General features: G+C 44.0%; 17 protein-coding genes. 9 read left to right on the top strand and 8 right to left on the bottom strand.

What is annotated here, in order from left to right; all coding sequences use genetic code 11:
• Positions 1-12: 12 nt before the first annotated feature.
• The 4 genes from M3204_RS04055 to M3204_RS04040 all read right to left on the bottom strand — a co-directional run bounded on the left by M3204_RS04055 (position 13) and on the right by M3204_RS04040 (position 3,764).
• Positions 13-729, bottom strand: a complete 717-nt coding sequence (locus tag M3204_RS04055) for a tetratricopeptide repeat protein (RefSeq protein ID WP_251478792.1) — start codon at positions 727-729, stop codon at positions 13-15.
• A 12-nt stretch (positions 730-741) separates the two neighbouring features.
• Positions 742-1,917 (bottom strand): NapC/NirT family cytochrome c, encoded by a 1,176-nt coding sequence (locus M3204_RS04050; RefSeq protein WP_251478790.1) that lies wholly within the window; start codon positions 1,915-1,917, stop codon positions 742-744.
• A 32-nt stretch (positions 1,918-1,949) separates the two neighbouring features.
• The gene (locus tag M3204_RS04045) at positions 1,950-3,341 is read right to left on the bottom strand and encodes a cytochrome c3 family protein (RefSeq protein WP_251478788.1); all 1,392 of its coding nucleotides are present in this window, start codon (positions 3,339-3,341) and stop codon (positions 1,950-1,952) included.
• 171 nt (positions 3,342-3,512) lie between these two features.
• The gene (locus tag M3204_RS04040) at positions 3,513-3,764 is read right to left on the bottom strand and encodes a hypothetical protein (protein WP_251478786.1); all 252 of its coding nucleotides are present in this window, start codon (positions 3,762-3,764) and stop codon (positions 3,513-3,515) included.
• 166 nt (positions 3,765-3,930) lie between these two features.
• Between M3204_RS04040 and secA the strand changes: the two genes are divergently transcribed.
• Positions 3,931-6,444, top strand: a complete 2,514-nt coding sequence (gene secA, locus M3204_RS04035; RefSeq protein ID WP_251478784.1) for a preprotein translocase subunit SecA — start codon at positions 3,931-3,933, stop codon at positions 6,442-6,444.
• 232 nt (positions 6,445-6,676) lie between these two features.
• Positions 6,677-7,787 (top strand): peptide chain release factor 2 gene (prfB, locus tag M3204_RS04030; protein ID WP_251478782.1). Its coding sequence is split into 2 segments (ribosomal slippage): positions 6,677-6,748 and positions 6,750-7,787, totalling 1,110 coding nucleotides; the frame shifts between segments, so codons are not numbered across the junction.
• 75 nt (positions 7,788-7,862) lie between these two features.
• On the opposite strand, the gene M3204_RS04025 is transcribed toward prfB, so the two are convergent.
• The 4 genes from M3204_RS04025 to M3204_RS04015 form a co-directional block, all read right to left on the bottom strand.
• The gene (locus M3204_RS04025) at positions 7,863-8,822 is read right to left on the bottom strand and encodes a nuclease-related domain-containing protein (protein ID WP_251478780.1); all 960 of its coding nucleotides are present in this window, start codon (positions 8,820-8,822) and stop codon (positions 7,863-7,865) included.
• A 117-nt stretch (positions 8,823-8,939) separates the two neighbouring features.
• Entirely contained in the window at positions 8,940-9,068 is a 129-nt protein-coding gene (locus M3204_RS23640; protein ID WP_285856893.1) for a hypothetical protein, read from the bottom strand.
• Between the two features lie 175 nt (positions 9,069-9,243).
• Positions 9,244-11,805 carry a CoA-disulfide reductase gene (locus M3204_RS04020; RefSeq protein WP_251478778.1) on the bottom strand — a complete coding sequence of 854 codons (2,562 nt, stop codon included), beginning with the start codon at positions 11,803-11,805 and terminating at the stop codon, positions 9,244-9,246.
• A 24-nt stretch (positions 11,806-11,829) separates the two neighbouring features.
• Complete coding sequence (locus M3204_RS04015; protein WP_251478776.1) at positions 11,830-12,132, bottom strand: ArsR/SmtB family transcription factor; 303 nt, start codon at positions 12,130-12,132, stop codon at positions 11,830-11,832.
• A 454-nt stretch (positions 12,133-12,586) separates the two neighbouring features.
• Between M3204_RS04015 and M3204_RS04010 the strand changes: the two genes are divergently transcribed.
• The 7 genes from M3204_RS04010 to M3204_RS03980 all read left to right on the top strand — a co-directional run bounded on the left by M3204_RS04010 (position 12,587) and on the right by M3204_RS03980 (position 20,710).
• Complete coding sequence (locus M3204_RS04010; RefSeq protein ID WP_251478774.1) at positions 12,587-13,450, top strand: YitT family protein; 864 nt, start codon at positions 12,587-12,589, stop codon at positions 13,448-13,450.
• Positions 13,451-13,497: 47 nt separating this feature from the next.
• Positions 13,498-13,812, top strand: a complete 315-nt coding sequence (gene cccB, locus M3204_RS04005; RefSeq protein WP_435367716.1) for a cytochrome c551 — start codon at positions 13,498-13,500, stop codon at positions 13,810-13,812.
• 447 nt (positions 13,813-14,259) lie between these two features.
• Entirely contained in the window at positions 14,260-14,946 is a 687-nt protein-coding gene (gene ftsE, locus M3204_RS04000; RefSeq protein WP_251478772.1) for a cell division ATP-binding protein FtsE, read from the top strand.
• On the top strand, positions 14,936-15,829 hold the full coding sequence (gene ftsX, locus M3204_RS03995; protein WP_251478770.1) for a permease-like cell division protein FtsX: 894 nt from the start codon (positions 14,936-14,938) through the stop codon (positions 15,827-15,829). Before ftsE ends, ftsX begins: the two co-directional genes overlap by 11 nt.
• A gap of 117 nt (positions 15,830-15,946) precedes the next feature.
• Positions 15,947-17,266 carry a murein hydrolase activator EnvC family protein gene (locus M3204_RS03990; RefSeq protein WP_251478768.1) on the top strand — a complete coding sequence of 440 codons (1,320 nt, stop codon included), beginning with the start codon at positions 15,947-15,949 and terminating at the stop codon, positions 17,264-17,266.
• Positions 17,267-17,471: 205 nt separating this feature from the next.
• Positions 17,472-18,923, top strand: a complete 1,452-nt coding sequence (locus tag M3204_RS03985; protein ID WP_251478766.1) for a S41 family peptidase — start codon at positions 17,472-17,474, stop codon at positions 18,921-18,923.
• 593 nt (positions 18,924-19,516) lie between these two features.
• The gene (locus M3204_RS03980) at positions 19,517-20,710 is read left to right on the top strand and encodes a PDZ domain-containing protein (RefSeq protein WP_251478764.1); all 1,194 of its coding nucleotides are present in this window, start codon (positions 19,517-19,519) and stop codon (positions 20,708-20,710) included.
• Positions 20,711-20,868 lie beyond the last annotated feature (158 nt).

Raw genomic sequence — 20,868 nt, 5'->3', positions numbered from 1 at the left:
CAGCTCCTTCTATTAGTTGTTCTCGTCTTTGGAGGCGACTCTGTCCAGTGCTTCCAAAGCAGGCTTGTGTAAAGGGTCATAACTTAAAGCCTCTTTATAAATGTCGGCTGCTTCTTCCGGCATGCCTTGCTCCTCAGCAATCAATCCGATTTGATAAATAATATCCACGTTACCAGGCATCAGCTGATTTGCCTCGTTTAGGGAATTTAATGCATCTTCGTACATTTTTAATTCCCTATAGACAATTCCTTTTTGCATCTGGCCTTTATAGTCACGGGGAGCAAGGTCAACGGCTTTTTGAGCCATTTTCAGCGCTTCGTCAAAATTTTTCTCATCGTTATAAACAATAGAAAGGTTCAAGTAAGCATCGAAGCTTTTTTTATCAAGGTCTAGAGCAATCTTTAATTGTTTAATAGCATTATCGTTGTCATCAGTTACAAAATACGTATATCCAAGATTAATCCGGTTCTGGGGATCATTTGGATTTTGGTCTACTAGGCTTTTATAATACTTTAGCTGTTCTTGAGCACGGTTCATATCAATGTCGGACCAGAAGTATTTTTGGCTAATATAGTATCCTGTGCCGACTGAGACAACGAGAGTCAGGAGCAATATGGTCAGCGACTGCCACCATTTGAATTTTTTGTTCTTTAGGCTTTTTGGTTTTTTTGAAGGTACTTCTGGTTCCGGCTTTACCGGTTCCTGTGATGGATTGATTTGCGTTTCCATAAGATCCCTCCTCTAATTCTCTTTCTTAGTATTTTCTGCGTGGCATCCTGCACACTTAGGTTGGTTATGGCAGGTATAACAGGATTGCTGCAGCTTCTGGGTAGGAGAGAGCGGCACTGGATGCCGTTCCCGCCAAGGTTTGTTCCTGTGGCTGCTTGGATGGCAGGTATTACAGGATGGCGTAGTTACTGGTGTATTTGCTATATTGTTATACTCGTGGCATGCAAGGCATTTTTTCTCATTTTCCTTCGCCAGACCGCCATGTTCTATCATGAAATAGGAGGTATGGCTTTCCGGGCGTTTCGCGTGGCAGGCGAGGCAATAAGTATTTTCCTTCGCATAATCATAATGGCTTTTTTGAGGTTTTTGGTTTTGTTTTAAAAATTTATCGAGACCGCGAACTTCTTCAAAACCGTCAACTTTTTCTTTCGACATATCGGAATGGCATTCATTGCATTTCTTTAAATCCTTTTCAGCCTGAGAACCATGAGTTTTCAGCTTAAAGGTTTTTTCTTGATGCGTTTCCGGATACATCCCGGTCGTATGGCAGGCAGTGCATTCCAATGGAGCATTCCTGAGTTTGTGGCAATCCATGCATGTCGACATGTCAGGCTTTACAAATTTTGTTTCCTCCATAATCGACTTCCCGAGCAAATCATCCCACTTTTCGTAATCGCTTTGGAAAGTCATTTTTCTGTCCGCGATTTTGCCGTGGGCAACTCCGCTGTGGCACTGCATGCAACTGATGCCTTCTGACTTATGTTTATCGTGGGGGATGATTAAATCTCCTGATGGAGTGAAGTTCCTGGTGTTGATGTTGTGACAACTTTCACAAGCTGAGTCTGGGATTTCCTTTGGCATCCTGATTGGTGCTTCGTACAACTTCATTTGTTTCTTGATTGCTTGCTCGATGGTGTTTCCTTTTTCTTTCGCTAGGTTTTCGAAGCCTGGCCCTGTATGGCAGGACACGCAATCGACTTCAGCGTGGGAGGAGTTCTTCCAGGTGTAAAATTCCGGCTTCATTTCATGGCATGAGGAACAGAAGGAGGAGCTCGATGTTCCTTTTGTTCCGATATAACCTACTGAGAAGAAAATCACCAGGAATAAAAGTGTGAGTGCTCCGATTTTAATTAATTTAAGCCGCAAGGAGGGAGGGGTCCTTTGTTCTTCGATATGATCTTCTTCCATGTGATCCCCTCCTTACAGCATTTCAATTGATGCTATTTTTTCTTCTTTTCATCCTTAAAACCGGTACGGTGACAGTATTCACAATAGACATCTGTTGGTGCTTTGATTTCCGCGGTTTCTTCAGGTTTTGTCCTGTCGTGGCAGACGTAGCATTCGGCTTTTTGATCGTTTGTCTTTGCTTTCGGTGCGTGTGAGGTCAGCCATGTGTCGCTGTCGGCGTGGCCTGGTGGACGCTCGCCGTGGCAGGTGCTGCAGAAATTGCTTTGGCGTGAGTCGTCTTTGACAACTGTTATGCTAGGTACGTATTTTGGATCTGATGCGCCAGCTTCTATTAAACTGAGAATATCCTGTTTAGGAACTTTCTTAATCCACTTCGTATCATTGTGGCAGTCAAGGCATTTATTGAGCTCATCAACAGCGAAGCTGCCGTGATTTTGATTCCATTTTTCTATGTCGTGATTCTTAGGAACGCTGACTTCCTTGTGGCAGGTGAAGCATTCCATTGAGATCTTGACGTCTTTTTTCTGTTTGCCGATTGCCTGAAGAATGATATCCTGACTGATTTTATCGTCGTGTGCTTTTTGCTCTTCTGGAGTCAAGGTAGCTAATTCAATGGTTGCTGCTTCAGCATGGCCTTCTTCAGTTCCTTCTTTATCACTTTCTTCATGCTTTTTGCCATGTGTGTTCTCAGGGAGGCTGTATTGGATGTCCAGCCAAGGCTCTTCGCCTTTGTTGACCTTATCGTGGCAGTCGATGCACGTTCCCATGTTCGGCCTCATATATTCTGTTTTTACCAGCTTCTCAGCATTTTCTTTTGTCCAATAACCAAGGTTTTGCTGAGTGTTCAGTCCACGGTCGACGACCTTGGCGTGGGCAACGCCGCTGTGACAGGTGATACACGGGATGTCTTCCTTTATATGTCCTTCATGGTTGACGATCAAGTCGCCTGTTGCAGTTACAAGACGGTTTTTAGAGTGGCACTGTAAACAGTTATTGCTTGGTACGGCAACCGTCTGGACAATTGGATCAGGAGGTCCGACTACGTGGTAATAAACTTCCTTCAAAGACTCCACTTTATGGACAAGCTCATTGACGATACCGGGGTCAACGTGGCATTCAACGCATTGAATCTGGCTGTGGGCACTTTCCTTGAATGTAATGAACTCCGGAGCCATTTCATGGCAGAAGGAGCAAAATTGTGGGTTGTTAGTGGCAGATATGGCGGCGTAAGAACCACCTAGTATCACAATGCTGCCAAACAGGACAACGAATAACGCTCTCCAGCGATTAACTGGATTCTTCCAATCTATATTTCTGAATCTTCTCCAGAGCCTTCGGATCAATCCGGGCTTTTTCTCGATCTCTTCGATTTCTACTGTCTGGTTTTTTATCTTTTTCTTTTTCCAGAAGCCCACCGTGCTCATCCCCCTTTACCTGGATAGGCTTTAAATTTTGTTTTGTGTGATTCTTCCCTATTACAAAGTATCTAATAAACTTAATGCACATCACATGGATAAAATGTGAATAAAATTACGTTTTTTAACTTTTAACAAATAGTTCACAAATTCTCCTATAAACTGTTTAGAACCCTTTATTTATCGTGTTTTTATAGTGTTAACGGTAAAAGGGTTGATAGGTTTTATTTTGCATAAATATGTAACTAATATTATAAACTTGAAAAATGCTGAAATACTGCCATTTCTCATTTTTACTTTATTGTCAGAATTATTTCTAATCACAGAAAAGAATAGATTATACAGTTTCGACAGCATTTCCCATGATGCGCGATTTTCTTGCTCGAAGTTGAGGAGTGAAACAAGCGCCATCGCTTTGCCATACTTTTGCATCAGTTGTCACCCCCTGGCGTAAGTGGTAAGATAGTATAGAAATAAATCGAATTTTTCAAAAGGGATTCGATGCTTTTACAGCGAATCTTTTTTCTTTGGGGCAAATTTTAACGAAACCACTATTTCATAAATACAACGAGATTCATTAGATAAAAGGAGCGTCTGTATGGGGATTTTAACGAAAATTTTCGACCAGAATAAACGCGATATCAAAAGACTGACAAAGCTTGCGGACCAAATTGATGCGCTTGCAGGCGATATGGAAAAGTTTTCGGACGAGCAGTTAAAAGATAAGACTGCTGAATTCCAAAATCGCTACCAAAACGGCGAGTCTACTGATGATTTGCTTGTTGAAGCATTTGCGGTTGTCCGAGAAGCGGCAAAACGCGTGCTCGGCCTTTATCCGTATAAAGTCCAGCTTATGGGTGGTGTAGCCCTTCATGAGGGTAACATCGCAGAGATGAAGACTGGTGAAGGTAAAACTTTGACAGCAACGATGCCTGTTTATCTGAATGCGATCACTGGCAGAGGCGTCCACGTCATCACTGTCAACGAATACCTTGCGAGTCGTGACGCCACTGAAATGGGCCAGCTGTATGAATTCCTTGGCCTGACTGTTGGATTGAACCTTAACAGCATGACAAAGGAAGAAAAACAAGAAGCATACCGTGCTGATATTACTTATGGTACGAACAATGAATTTGGATTTGACTACCTGCGTGACAATATGGTGCTTTACATGGAACAAAAGGTTCAGCGCCCGCTGCACTTCTGTGTCATTGATGAAGTTGACTCCATCCTGATCGATGAAGCGCGTACTCCGTTGATCATTTCAGGTTCGGCGCAAAAATCTGCTGCATTATATATGCATGCGAATGCGTTTGTTCGCACATTGAAACGTGATGAGGATTTCACATATGATGAAAAAACGAAGGGTGTACAGCTTACGGAAGAAGGGATTACAAAGTCTGAAAAGGCATTTGGAATCGAAAACCTTTTTGACATTAAGCATGTTACGCTGCTTCACCATATCAACCAGGCAATGAAGGCGCATGCGAGCATGCACCTCGATGTTGATTACGTAGTCCAGGACGGCGAAATTGTCATCGTTGACCAGTTCACTGGACGTCTGATGAAGGGCCGCCGTTACAGCGAAGGCCTACACCAGGCAATCGAAGCCAAAGAAGGCCTTGATATCCAGAATGAAAGCATGACGCTTGCGACAATCACATTCCAGAACTACTTCCGTATGTACGAAAAGCTTTCCGGTATGACTGGTACAGCGAAGACAGAGGAAGAGGAATTCCGCAACATATACAATATGAACGTAGTCGTCATCCCGACGAACCGTCCGATTGCCCGTGACGACCGTCCGGATTTGATTTATGCGTCGATGCAAGGGAAGTTCAAGGCAGTAGCTGAGGATATTGCTGAGCGCCATCAAAAAGGCCAGCCGGTCCTTGTCGGTACAGTTGCGATTGAAACTTCGGAATTAATTTCCGGTTATTTAACGAAAAAAGGCATTAAGCATAATGTCTTAAATGCGAAAAACCATGAGCGCGAAGCGGAAATCATTGCTGAAGCTGGTCAAAAAGGCTCGGTAACAATCGCGACAAACATGGCCGGCCGTGGTACAGATATCAAGCTTGGCGAAGGCGTGAAGGAAGTTGGCGGTCTTGCGGTTGTCGGTACAGAGCGCCACGAAAGCCGTCGTATCGATAACCAGCTCCGCGGACGTTCTGGACGTCAGGGAGACCCTGGTGTCACTCAGTTCTATCTTTCAATGGAAGATGAGCTGATGCGCCGCTTCGGTTCTGACAATATGAAAACGATGATGGAGCGGCTTGGCATGGATGACACCCAGCCAATCCAGAGCAAGATGGTTTCTAAAGCTGTTGAATCTGCACAAAAACGTGTTGAGGGCAACAACTTCGATGCTCGTAAGCAATTGCTTCAGTATGATGATGTACTTCGCCAGCAGCGTGAAATCATCTACAAGCAGCGTGATGAGGTTCTTGAATCTGAAAACCTTCGCGGCATCGTTGAAACGATGATCAAGTCTTCATTGGAGCGCAATGTTGCTGCCCATACGCCAGCAGGCGAGGACATGGAAAAATGGCAGCTCGACAGCATCATCGATTACGTGAACGGCAACCTCCTTCACGAAGGTGATATCACAGTAGAAGATCTTCGCGGCAAAGAGCAGGATGAGATTGTAGAAACAATCCTTGCCAAAGTGAAAGAGCGCTACGATGAAAAAGAAGAGCAGCTGACTGACGAGCAAATGCGTGAGTTTGAAAAAGTTATCGTGCTTCGTTCCGTTGACTCGAAGTGGATGGACCACATCGACCAGATGGACCAGCTTCGCCAGGGAATCCATCTCCGTGCATACGGTCAGATCGATCCACTGCGCGAATACCAGCATGAAGGCTTCGCGATGTTCGAGAACATGATTCTTTCAATCGAAGAAGATGTTGCTAAATACATCATGAAGGCTGAAATCCGCAGCAACCTGGAGCGTCAGGAAGTTGCTAAAGGCCATGCGGTGAATCCGAAGGAAGACGAAGGCGGCAAAGTGAAGAAAAAGCCTGTCGTAAAGACGATGGATGTCGGACGCAACGACGCTTGCATCTGCGGCAGCGGCAAGAAATATAAGAACTGTTGCGGCAAGGCGGAATAATATAAACACACCAGACTAACTAAGAGGCCGGCGGACGTACCGCTGGTTTCTTTTTATGAAGCTTCCTATACGTTGAGTGTTTCTTATTTTAGGAAAAGGCCTAATAGACCAAGCTAATATTAGTAAAGCCGAACTCAAAGCGAAAGCACTTTTTGTGAAGAAAGCACGTTGTTGTGAATTCTTTTTATAAAAACGATATAATAGTAAATAACATTCTTATGAGGTGAACGATATGGAATTAGCGGATATCAGGAATGAGCTAGAAAAAACAGCTAAGAAATTAGCGGACTTCAGGGGGTCTCTTTGACCTCGAAAACAAGGAAGCTCGCATTGCTGAGCTAGAGGACGGCATGCTGGCACCAGATTTCTGGGATGATCAGCAAAACGCTCAGAGTGTTATTAACGAAACGAATGGGCTGAAGGAACAGGTAAATGTGTTTCATGAGCTTTATGAAACATATGAGAATCTTGATCTGACTTTTGAACTTGTAAAAGAGGAAGATGACGCTGAACTAAGAGAAGAGCTTGAAAAGGAGCTCATTGAGTTTAAAGACCGCATGAGCGAGTTTGAGCTTCAGCTTCTGCTGAGTGAAGAGCATGATAAAAACAATGCGATCCTTGAACTGCACCCAGGAGCGGGCGGAACGGAATCTCAGGACTGGGGCTCGATGCTTCTGAGGATGTATACGCGCTGGGCGGAAAAGCGCGGCTTCAAGGTCGAGACGCTTGATTACCTTCCTGGTGATGAGGCCGGAATAAAGAGCGTGACATTGGCGATCAAGGGACATAATGCTTATGGTTATCTTAAGGCTGAAAAAGGGGTGCACCGTTTAGTGCGTATTTCTCCGTTTGACTCTTCAGGCCGCCGCCATACATCCTTCGTTTCCTGCGAAGTGATGCCGGAATTCAACAATGAAATCGAGATCGACATCCGTACTGAAGACCTGAAAATCGATACGTACCGTGCGAGCGGTGCCGGCGGTCAGCATATCAATACGACTGACTCAGCTGTCCGGATCACGCACTTGCCAACAGGTGTGGTTGTATCATCACAGGCAGAACGTTCACAGATCAAGAACCGTGAAACGTCGATGAAAATGCTTAAGGCTAAGCTTTACCAGCGAGAAATCGAGCAGCAGCAAGCGGAACTCGATGAAATCCGCGGCGAGCAAAAAGAAATCGGCTGGGGCAGCCAAATCCGTTCCTATGTGTTCCATCCATATTCAATGGTTAAGGACCACCGCACAAGTGCCGAATCCGGTAACGTCCAGGCTGTCATGGACGGGGATATTGATATGTTTATTGATGCTTACTTGAGGTCGAAGCTGACTTTGGGTGAATAATTGTACTGATGCCGAAATGCATTGGTGAAAAAATAACCTTTAAGATTAGCCCCAGCCAGAACTTGGCGGGGCTTTTTATTGTGGTGTGTAATAGCAGCTTCTGCGCGCAGCCCCATGGCATTCCAGGTCCATGCTTGCAAGTAGCTTGGTGGCAAGTTTAGGAGAGTGTATGTGAAGGAATATCCGAAATTGCTTATTGGTTATTGTATCGCTGATCAGGAGGAAATAATCTTCGATTGCCTGCTTATGTGCATCCTTGGAAGTGGTCCCGCAGTGTGGGCAATTCCAGGTGCCGCCGTATCGCTCCATTGCATATTGAAAACAGGAGGGGCATTGAACACCTGTCAGATAGTCAGACGGGGCGATTTTAAACTGGTGAAGATGAGATCCTGGTAGGACATCACTCTTCAATAAAAGTTTGCTCAGATTTTTTTGTTCTCTTAAAGAAAGAATCTCTTTTTTATATTTAGATATGAACTCTTCGATTTTAAAGATGATTTTTCCTGGAGGACAGACACGCTGGTAGATTTCCTGATCATTAAATGGGTTGCGTAATGAAGTTGAAGGATTGCTGCTGAAGACTATATACTCAATAGGGAGCTGAGGGAAATGGTGAAGTTTAAGCCATTTTTGTAAAAGCAGACGGTGTCTTTTTGCCTGAAGGATGGGATCTTCGTAAGTATCTGTTTTGTCATTAAATGTTCGTTCCATTTGATTAAAAGAAGAATTGAAGGTGAGAGTGCCTGCCATATTCTTAGCTTCGATAATGAGTGCAAACGAGGGAGAAAGGAGCAAGGAATCCATTTGGAAGTAGGCTTGACCTGAATTGAGCCGAAGTCCTTGGAATATGTGGAATTCATCTTGGTGAAGGAGGCTGGTGTAATAGTCTAAAGCTTCTTCACCTTTATGGCCCGCCCGAGCTTTCAGAGAATCCTGAATTACTTCCGGGAGTTTGGGGTGATTTACAGGTAACCTTCTTTGAACAGCATCATTTACTTTGATACGCAGTGGGAAAATTCTTCTTTTTACGATCAAAATTGTCTCATTCCTTTCGTTCTATTTAAATACGGTAAAAAGATTCGCTAACATGTGGTGAAACTCCTGCTTTTTGCAGGCTTAAGGGTCAGTTATTTTAAAATGGGAGAGTGAAGCCTACACCATCACTACGAAATGAATGATAATCACTACGAAAAATGGCTTCATCACTACGAAAATGCTGCGAATCACTACGAAAATCGGATTAATCACTACTATTTTCGCCCTAATCACTACTTTTTCCATATAAATGGATACACCCCGATACAGACCCAAGGGCCAATTACCTTTTTTCAGCAACCCCAAACCCAAGGGCCAATTACCTTTTTTCAGCAACCCCAAACCCGCAGACAGATGCACCTCCTCTAATAACAGCTAACAAAAAAGCGGCCCTTCGCAGAAGGCCGCTCTCCAATCCATATTAGATAAACAAATTCAATCCAGAATCCTCAGCATCGCCCAGATAAGCAGCCACGCCGCCAATCTCGACTCCATCTATCAGTTCTTCCTTAGCAATGCCCATGAGGTCCATGCTCATGCCGCAGGCAACTAGTTTTACGCCGGCATCCATTGCGTTTTTCATCAATGTTTCGAGACTGTCGACGTTATGGTTGGCCATGACGGTTTTGATCATCTTGGCGCCCATGCCGCCCATGTTCATTTTAGATAGCGGCAGATCGTTTACGCCTTTTGGCATCATCATGCTGAACATTTTTGCCATCATGTCTTTTTCTGTAGCCGGTGCGTCGCCGCGTTTGAGGATGTTCAGTCCCCAGAAAGTGAAGAACAATGTGACTTCTTTTCCCATTGCAGCCGCGCCGGAAGCGATGATGAATGTTGCGATTGCCTTATCCAGATCGCCGCTGAAGACGACCATTGTCGCGCCGTTTTTAGCTGGAGCAGCCGGGATGCCAGTTGGAATCTCAGCCGGAGCCGCAACAGTGTTCACAGGCACCACTACGTTCCCTTTCATGATCTGTGCTTTGAACTTCTTATCTTCAAACTTGTTGCTGACAAGCTTGTTGCCCGTCTTGTCGCACCAGGCTTTGATATCCTTTGCGAAGCCAGGGTCGGTTGCGTGGACTTCAAGCACTTCGCCGTCTTTCATGTCACCGATTGTCTTATACACCTTCATGATCGGGCCAGGGCAAGACAGGCCGCAAGCATCAAGTGTAGTCGTAACAGCGGGTGGAGCAGTATCCACAGCAGTTACCGGAGCAGCTTTTTCAGCGACTGCCACACTTGCTTGTGCAGATCCGGCAGTGATTTCTGCTGCCGCCTTGCGCCTGGCAACACCGTTGTCGCTGATTGGCGTACCGCAGTTTTCACTTGCATCTGGCTCGTATACACAAGAGTACGTCTTGTAGCCCCCGTCAAGATTGCGCACTTTGAAGCCAGCTTGCATGAGAATTCGTGTAGCAAGGTAGCCGCGAAGGCCGACTTGACAGTATACATAGATGTCTTGATCGTTCGGTATTTCACTAAGGCGTGCGCGAAGATCTCCAAGCGGAATGTTTACAGAGCCTTCGATCATGCCCATTTCCCGCTCAATTGGTTCACGGACATCGATCAGATAGCCGCCGTTTGCAAGGATGTCATTGATTTCATGCCATTGAACTGTTTCCACAAGTCCTTCAGCGATATTTTTAGCAGCATAGCCAGCCATGTTGACTGGATCTTTAGCAGAAGAGTATGGAGGCGCATATGCAAGCTCAAGATCTGGCAGGTCAAAAATCGTCATGCCGCCTTTAATTGCAGTTGCCAAAACGTCGATTCGCTTATCTGCTCCATCGTAGGATACAGCCTGAGCACCAAAGATCTTTCCGGTCTCGCGGTCAAAAATCAATTTCAGCGCGATTGGGAAGGCACCTGGATAGTATCCAGCGTGCGAGCTTGGATGAACGTGCACGACCTCATAAGAAATGCCAAGTCGCTTCAACGTTTTTTCATTATTGCCTGTAGCGGCTACGGTCATGTCGAACACCTTGGCAATGGATGTGCCCAGTGTGCCCTGGTATTTAACATCAATTCCGTTGATTAGGTCAGCGACAATACGTCCCTGGCGGTTGGCCGGCCATGCAAGCGGGATATGTGTTGCCTGTCCGTTGATGTAATCTTTTACCTCAACAGCATCGCCGATTGCGTAGATGCTTTCGTCAGCAGTCTGCAGGCGTTCGTTCACACGGATTGCGCCGCGAAGGCCAAGCTCAAGTCCAGCTTCCTTCGCCAGCTTGTTCTCCGGTGCTACGCCAATCGCCAAGATGATCAGATCGGTTGCGATTTGCTTGCCACTGTTCAGGTTGATCAGCTTGCCGTTCTGTTCGAAAGATTTCACGCCGTCTTCAAGGACAAGGTTCACGCCTTTTTCACGAAGGTGCTGATGTAAAATTGAAGCCATTTCAAAGTCGATCGGCGCCATGATTTGGTCGGCCATTTCGACCAGTGTTACTTCGACACCGCGATCCCAAAGGTTTTCCGCCATTTCCACGCCGATGAAACCGCCGCCGATGACAGTCGCTTTCTTCGGCATTTGCTCGTCAACATATGCTTTGATTTTATCGGTATCCGGAATGTTGCGGAGTGTGAACAATGCTTCCGCCTTATCGATACCAGGAATAGGAGGTTTGATTGGGCTGGCGCCTGGTGATAAAACAAGGACGTCATAGTTTTCTTCGTATGTTTCGCCTGTTTTCAGATTTTTAATTTCAACCACTTTGCGCTCGCGGTCAATCCGAGTCACTTCGCTTAAATTGCGGATGTCCATGTTGAATTTCTTTGACATGCCTTCAACGGTTTGTAAAAGCAATGCGTCGCGCTCCTGGATGGCGCCGCCGATATAATAAGGAAGTCCGCAGTTTGCGAAAGAAATGTATTCACCGCGTTCGACCATCACGATTTCTGTGTTTTCATCTAATCTTCTTAAGCGTGCAGCCGTAGTAGCGCCGCCAGCAACTCCACCAACGATAATAACTTTTTTAGCCATATTGATTACCCTCTTTCTGAGAATTTATATATTCGAATTTTGCGATTTGATTAAAAGGAGAAAAACGTTTTTTATTTCATCATTTGCTAAATTGTAAGTCACTTCATTGCCATTGCGAATTCCGCTAATCACTCCCGCACTTTTCAGTCTGGCAAGATGCTGGGATACGGTTGATTGCGGAAGCTTAAGTCCCTTGTAAAGGGAAGTGACATTGCAGCTGCCATCCCTGAGCCTGTCAATAATCTGCAGGCGGACTGGATGGGCGATTGCTTTTAGCAATTCGGACGACTTTTCGTAAACATCCGAGTTGCAGGAAAGACTAATCATGTGATCGCCTCCTTATACGTGAAATATATCACAAAGTACGACTAGGGGTAAGGGTATTTAAGTAAACGTCAAAAATTGTTCATAATTTCACAAACTCATATAAAAACAGACAGCTTTTTCTTGCAATTCAATTTGAAACAAGTTGTTTCTATATATCTTAATTGGTTAGGTCACCATAAAAGCAATCCGAAGATGTGTCTTCAATCATTCATGAAGGCAGTATTTAGGGGGATTTGCAGGAACAAAAAAGTAAGCACGAGAACCGTCCCCATGCTCCTTTAATGCGGTACATCGTTAGCGTTTACAGAAAATTCGACACATGCTATACTCACTGACGGCAAATGGTTCGTCTAGCTAACAACAGGGGTTTTACCACGCCTGCTGAGGGTTAGGTGAATCATTTCAAAAAGGGCAGTCGTCTGCACTTGGTAATAATAAAAAAGGGGATAGTAAGTTGAGGAAGAGGCGTAATCAGACAACAAATCCAACTTTAGAAAAGTTGATTGAGTATTTATATGTATTGATTGGATCGGGTATTGTAGCAATTTCATTCAATGTGTTCCTGCTTCCTAACCGGGTTGCTTCCGGGGGAGTGAGCGGAATCAGTACGATACTGGATGCTACGATTGGTTGGGAACCTGCGTATGTTCAGTGGGCATTCAATATTCCATTGTTTATTGCAGGGGTTGTTTTACTGGGAAGGCAATATGGGTATAAAACTCTCGCAGGGACCATTTTCCTTCCATTTGTTGTTTTCTTAACAAATGATATTAAACCCTGGACATTGGATCCCTTGCTGGGATCACTGTTTGGCGGTATCGGTGTTGGTCTGGGACTCGGAATTGTCTTCAGGGGAAATGCGTCAACTGGCGGTACAGATCTAGCGGCACAAATCATCCATAAATACACTGGACTTTCACTTGGAACCTGTGTAGCGATGATTGACGGTCTCATTGTACTGTCAGCGGCTATTGTATTCGATATTGAGAGAGGTCTTTATGCATTGATCGGCCTTTATGTAACAAGTAAAACGATTGACCTTGTGCAAGTCGGGATCGGGCGTTCCAAGATGGCTATGGTCATTACCAACCGTCAGGAAGAAGTTCGAGAAGCAATTTTGAATAAAATTGACCGTGGAGTGACAAAACTATCAGCATACGGCGGCTATACCGACCAAGAACGGCCAATTATCATGTGTGTCGTGGACCAGACGGAGTTCACAAAATTGAAACAATTGGTCCAATCCATTGACCCTGCTGCGTTTGTCATCGTTATGGATGCTTCAGAGGTATTGGGTGAGGGTTTTAAAAGGAGTTAAATTTGGTATAAAATAGTCGTGTATGCAAAATTTTCTTAGGGGGAGTTATGTTGAAGAAAAAATTATTGGCTTTATTAATGGGAACCTCCATAGCACTGGCAGCTTGCGGCGGCGGCGGCGATGAAGCTGGCGGCGACAAAGCTGGTGCTGATCCAGAAAAACTTTTTAACCAGAAATGCTCAAGCTGCCATGGCGGAAATCTTGAAGGCGGTGTAGGACCTAAGTTAAGCGATGTTGGATCTCGTCTATCTCAGGAAGACATCGAAGGGATCATTGCCAAAGGCCAGGGTTCAATGCCTGCGAAACTGTTAGAGGGCGACGATGCATCCGCAGTCGCTGAATGGCTTGCAAACAAAAAATAAGCTTTAATAAGGAAACGTCCTGAAAAATGATCAGGGCGTTTTTTTTATGCCTATTTCCAATTGTATAATAGGTATAATGCTGCCTTTATGCATTTTTGTAAAATCGCCAAATTATTGAGCAATTCAGCAAGCTTCACATTTTGTTCATACATAATTTGTCAAACCTTCGTTACAAAACTGAAATGAAACTGAAGATTTAACCTATTTTAAAATGCTATTAAAGATAAAATTATAAAGGTAACTGGCTAAATGGGTAGTCTAAAATATGGTAAAAATAATAGATTTGTTTAGCATTAGAGGAAGTAAATGGATATAAAATACTAATTTGAAAAGAAACTGTAATAATTAAATAGGTTTTTTTACTAGATAGAGATGCTATAATAGGTTTGTTGCAAATTGTCGAAGTTTAGCCGAGTGATAAGACTAACTTTCTAAGGTGATACAGAAATGATAGATATGCAAGATGTTTATAAAACGTACCGGAACGGCATAACTGCCGCTAATGGGATAAATGTTCATATAGATGCAGGTGAATTTTTATACGTAGTAGGGCCCAGCGGCGCTGGAAAATCTACTTTTATAAAGATGATGTACCGAGAAGTAAAGCCTACTAAAGGTTCGATCATTATTAATGGTGTAAACCTGGCAAAGCTGAAGGATAGCAAAGTCCCTTTGCTGCGACGAAATATCGGTGTCGTGTTCCAGGACTTCAAATTGCTGCCGACTCTCTCAGTCTATGAAAATGTCGCGTTTGCGATGGAAGTTATAGAAGAACAGCCACAATATATCAAAAAGCGTGTACTGGAAACTTTGGAGCTTGTGGGCCTAAAACATAAAGCAAGATCTCTTCCGACTGAACTGTCAGGCGGAGAACAGCAGCGTGTTGCCATCGCTCGTTCAATAGTGAACGCACCTAAAGTGGTGATTGCCGATGAGCCGACAGGAAACCTTGACCCGGATACATCATGGGAAATCATGAAGATTTTTGAAGAGATTAATTTGAGGGGAACCACGATTGTCATGGCCACCCATAATAAAGAAATCGTCAACACAATCCAGCATCGCGTCATTGCGATTGAAAATGGCAGGATTGCGCGTGATGATATGAAAGGTGAATACGGATATGAAAGCTAGAACATTTCGCCGCCATGTCCGAGAGAGCTTCAAGAGTTTAGGCAGGAACGGCTGGATGACTTTTGCCTCCGTAAGTGCCGTAACTGTTACTTTGCTTTTGGTCGGTGTCTTTTTCGTCATTATGATGAATCTTAATAAAGTCGCAACCACGATTGAGGAAGATGTAGAAATCCGAGTGCATGTGGATGTGGCAGCGAACGACAAAGATAAAGAGATATTGGAACAGCGTATTAACCAGGTTGCTGGGATTAAAAGTGTAACCTATTCTCCAAAGGAAAAAGAACTTGAAAGTTTAATAGAAAGCCTTGGGGACGAAGGGGAAGCTTTTCAGCTGTTTGAACAAGATAATCCTTTAAATGATGTCTTCGTCATAAAGACGAAAAATCCTACTGATACAATGAAAGTTGCCAAACAGATAGAGAAAATGGAATATGTCGCTACTGTAAAGTATGGGCAAGGCAAGGTAGAACAGCTTTTCAGCTTTATAAAAGTCAGCCGGAATGTCGGTTTAGTGTTGATTGTCGGGCTGCTTTTTACAGCGATGTTCCTGATTTCCAACACAATAAAAATCACGATTATGGCCCGTAAACGGGAAATTGAAATCATGAGGCTCGTTGGGGCTACAAATGGATTCATCAGATGGCCGTTTTTCCTGGAAGGCCTCTGGTTAGGAATTCTTGGTGCCATGATACCGATTGGCATAGTATCTGCAGCATATTTTTATGCTTATGACTTCTTGAATGAAAAGCTGAAAGATCATTTTATCAAATTACTTGAATTTAACCCGTTTGTTTACCAGCTGTCAGCAATCCTGATCATTATGGGAGCTGCAATTGGAATCTGGGGAAGTCTCATGTCAGTCCGCAAGTTTTTAAGGGTGTAAAAGGTGAGTTTCCGGAATTTTCCTGGAAACTTTCCCTAAACACTACATAATCAATAGACGATAGATAGAAAGACAAAGTTACGAAACTATCATAAGTATGAGAGGGGTATAATCCTAGTGAAAAAACAGATACTCTCACTAGCAGTAGTCAGTACTTTAAGCCTGGGTTCTTTATTAAGCCCGTTAACAGTGGAACATGCATCAGCAACAAGCATTTCGGAAATGCAAAAACAGAAAAAAGAACTTCAAAATCAACGTTCGGGCATTAATGCTGAAATAAATGTTAAGAAATCAAAAATTGGCGAGCTTCAGACTGAGCAGCAAAACGTGAATGACCAAATCAAAAGACTAGATTTGGCTGTGGAAGATGCCGAAAAGAAAATAGCAGAGAAGAACGCTGAAATTACGCAGACAACTGCTGAAATCGAAAAGCTAAAAGTGGAAATTGAAGTATTGGTCAAACGCATCGACAAGCGAAATGAATTGCTTAAGAACAAAGCTCGTTCCTTCCAGGAGAACGGTGGAACTGTGAACTATCTTGATGTACTTCTTGGAGCGCAGAGCTTCAGCGATTTTGTTGACCGTGTAAATGCAGTTACAACAATCGTACAAGCAGATAAGGACATTCTGCAGCAGCATAAGATAGATAAAGAAGAGCTTGAAACGAAACAAAATCAGGTAGAAACAAAGCTTGCTAGTCTTCAGGGAATGAAAAAGGAATTAGAGGGACTGAAAGTTAAGCTAAATGGACAAATCAAAGAAAAGAATAAATTGATGAGCACGCTTAAGCATGAAGAAGAACAAATGCATGCGGAATCAATGGAGATGGCAGAAGCAGCAGACATCATTGCTGCACAGGAAGCTGCGTTGCAGCAGGCTATCGCGCTAGAAAAGAAGCGCCAGGCAGCCGTTGCAGCTGAGCGAGCTAGACAAGCAGAACTTGCAAGACAGAGAGCTGCAGCAGCAGCTAAGGCAAAGACAAGCGGAGGTGGATCAGCAGTTTCAACACCTGATCCAGTTGAAGCAGCGCCTCCTGCCTCAAGCGGTATCCTGCAAATGCCAGCAAGCGGCCGTTTAACTTCGGGCATTGGACAGCGCTGGGGAACTTTCCATGCTGGTATTGACATTGCCAATAAAGCTGGTAATGTACCAATCTTTGCTGCAACAGATGGTGTCGTAATCCGTTCCTACTATTCGTCCAGCTATGGAAATGCAATCTTTATTGCACACTCCATTAATGGGCAAACATATACAACTGTTTATGCCCATATGAGCAACCGTATGGTAAGCAATGGACAAGTTGTATCTAGAGGCCAGAGAATTGGAACGATGGGTAACACTGGTCAGTCTTACGGCCAGCACTTGCATTTCGAATTGCATAAAGGTTCTTGGAATGCTTCTAAATCTAATGCAGTTAATCCAATGCCATACTTTTAAGTAAAATCGTCAGGAAGAGACATCGGTCTCTTCCTTTTTTATTTTCCCGATTAAAAGTCTTAGAAACTTGTAAATTATAACCATCTGGAAGTCCGCTCTAAAATTAATCCTTCATACCCTGTCCCTGTTCGTCATATAATTGGAATCATAGAAATTTTTTACGGCAGAGGAGCAGATTTTGCGGTAAACGGGGAGGAGCATGGCAATGGAACGGAAGTGGGTTGCCTTTTTGATGGCGGGTTCTCTGCTCACAGGAGCGGGGAGTACATACGCCGGAATGCAATGGTACGAAAGCAAAGCGGGCATTTTGGAACGGCAGATTGTGCCTCAGCAGCAAAATGCACAGGCGGAGTCGAATAATCCTGAAAGTCTTGAAAAAGTTGAACAGGCTTACAGCTTGATTTTTAACAGTTATGTTGAAAAAGTTGAAGAAAATAAGCTTGTTGAAGGTGCGATCCAGGGAATGCTTTCAACCTTGAAGGATCCGTATTCCGTCTATATGGACAAGGAAACGGCTAAGCAATTCAATGACACTCTGGAGTCTTCTTTCGAAGGAATTGGAGCTGAAGTCAGTTCGGTTGATGGAAAGATTGTGATTGTTTCACCGTTCAAGGATTCGCCGGCGGAAAAAGCAGGCTTGAAGCCGAATGATCAAATTGTGAAGGTGGACGGGGAAAGTATCGAGGGTTTGGACCTTTACGAGGCCACATTGAAAATCCGTGGTAAAAAGGGAACAGCTGTCGTGCTGGAGATCGAGAGGAAAGGCTTGAAGGAGCCTTTAAATGTAAAAGTGATCCGAGATGAGATTCCGCAGATTACGGTCCATGCGGATATGAAGAAGGTTAATGGCGAAAAGGTTGGCTATTTGGAAATCACCTCGTTCTCAGAGGATACATCAAAGGAATTCAATAAAGAACTTAAGGCTCTTGAAAAAGATGGGATGGATTCGCTATTGATTGATGTGCGCGGAAATCCTGGCGGACTGCTCTCTAGCGTCGAAGAAATTTTACGTGAATTGATTTCCAAGGAGAAGCCGCTCTACCAAATTGAAGAGCGGGATGGAGAAAAGACACGTTATTTTTCTAACCTGGAAAAAGTGAAGGATTACCCGGTTGGCGTGCTGACGGATAAAGGGAGTGCTTCGGCTTCGGAAATTTTAGCAGGGGCGCTAAAGGAAGCCGGCGGCTACCCGGTAATTGGTGAGAAAACATTCGGCAAGGGTACAGTCCAGCAGGCCGTGCCGATGGGCGATGGCAGCAATATCAAGCTGACTTTGTTCAAGTGGCTCACACCTGACGGGAACTGGATTCATAAAAAGGGAATCGAACCAACAGTAGAAGTAAGCCAGCCGGCGCTGTATGATACTCATCCTATCCAGATCGATAAGCCGCTTAAGCTGGACATGAATAACGAGCAGGTAAAAAATGCGCAGGAAATCTTGGTGGGACTTGGTTTTGAACCTGGACGTACGGATGGCTATTTCAGTAATCGCACAGAAATTGCTGTCAAAGCGTTCCAGCGAAAGAATGGAAGGAACGTTACGGGCATCATTGACGCCAAAACAGCTACCGCTCTGGAAGATGCGGCAAGAGAAGCGATGAAACAAGAAGAAAACGATATCCAGCTTCAGACAGCATTGAGACTGATGGCAAAATAAGATTCATTTTACGCTGCACTTCGATTGAGGTGCAGCGTTTTTTATTGGTAGCTAACAAGTTTTTTGGTAGTGATTTGGAAAAAGTAGAGATTATGGTTGAAATCGTAGAGATTATGCTGATTTTCGTAGAGATTAGTGTAGATTTCGTAGAGATTTTGGTGATGTTCGTAGAGATTAGTGCAATTTTCGTAGATATTGGTGTAGGTTTTGTAGTAATGATCGCTCATTTATTGTTATCATGCATCATTCCGTTGTAATGATCGCTTATTTATTGTTATCATGCATCATTCCGTTGTAATGATCGCTTATTTATTGTTATCATGCATCATGCCGTGATGATGATCGCTCATTTCTTAGTGTTATGCATCATATCTTTTACTGAAAAGTTCATGGGAAGAACCCTGGAGGTGGATTATTCCTTAATTCATTCCTTACTAAGTAGATTTTCAAACTATTGCTGCTATTATATTCATGTTTGCAAAAAATCCCATCACGATTCCTAAACTATTGATAGGTTTTAACCATCAGATTTGATAGAATAAGCTTAATATCATACTAAAATCAATAATTAATTAAAGGCTGGTGACATAGGGGTGGCACAGGATTGGTTCATTGAACTTCTAAAAGGGACGGGCAGGCTTCTGCTTCACCCTGTGTTCTATTATTCTATAATTTTGTCCGCGATTCTTGGTGTATCGCGGGTTAAGCGGGAACGGAAAAACTTCACTGTCAGGGCAGAGGATGCTTTTTTTGAACTCAGGCAGCTGTTTCCAATAGGATTTCTGGTTGGCCTCATGATTTCGATTGTTACTGTAGCGGCAGGGATTCCGATTCCATTTGCAGCGATTATTTTAGTTGGTGCATTCACGCTGCTATTAAGCCTGACAACAAGGGTAAGAATGCTGGCACCTGCGTATACATTAGGTGCTGCGTTTTTTGCGATGATTTTCCTCGCTGGAAAAGACATCAACCTTCCATTAATAGGAGACTTATTTAGTAATCTTGATGAAAAAATCTACCCATCAATCGCAATTCTTTTAGCGCTTTTAACAATCGGGGAAGGATTCCTTATTTTACGGAACGGAAAAAAGGGTACGTCGCCAAAGCTCATTAAGAGCAAACGCGGCCAAACGGTTGGTGTGCATGAAGTAAAGCGTCTATGGGTCGTTCCAGTATTCCTGTTGGTGCCTGGCACCGTACTGACGATGCCGTTCGAATGGTGGCCAGTATTCTCGATCGGAGACAATACATATTCACTGATTCTTGTTCCATTGGCAGTTGGCGTGCACCAACAGATCCAGGGGATGCTTCCTAAAGAAGCTGTCCAGCAGCTTGGCAGCCGCGTGATCGGTCTTGGGATTCTCATCACTCTCGTTGCGGGAGCTGGATATTGGTTCCCGATTGCGTCAATCGCTGCTGTGGCACTTGCGATTATTGGCCGCGAAGCACTCACGCTAAGCCAGAAGCTGCAGGAGGACAACCGGCCGTTTTATTTTTCAAAAAAGAACCATGGAGTCATGATCCTGGGGATCTTACCGGAATCTCCAGCAGATAAAATGGCTCTTGGGGTGGGCGAACTGGTCACGAAGGTGAATGGAACCAACGTCCATGATGAAAAAACATTCTACGAAGCGCTATCCCGCAACAGGGCACATTGTAAGTTGGAAGTTCTCGACACGAACGGGCAAATACGATTCGTGCAAAGGGCATTGTATGAAGGCGATCATCACGAGCTCGGAATTCTGTTCGTTCAGGATGAGAAGAAGTGGGATAGTGCGGCCGTATAATGAAATTTGGCTGTGTAATATGTCATTGTTGATTATGGAATCAGCAGTCTGGTTTAACACATCCTTAAATCTAAATAAGTACGGCGGGTGGCACAATATAAGCCACCCGCCGTTTTATTTAGACACGTGCACGTCATGCATGGGATTTTAACACAATC

Origin of the sequence: Mesobacillus subterraneus (genome assembly GCF_023715485.1) — a bacterium.
In the GTDB taxonomy this organism is placed as follows: domain Bacteria; phylum Bacillota; class Bacilli; order Bacillales; family Cytobacillaceae; genus Mesobacillus; species Mesobacillus subterraneus_B.
This window is presented reverse-complemented; position numbering and strand designations above follow the sequence as displayed.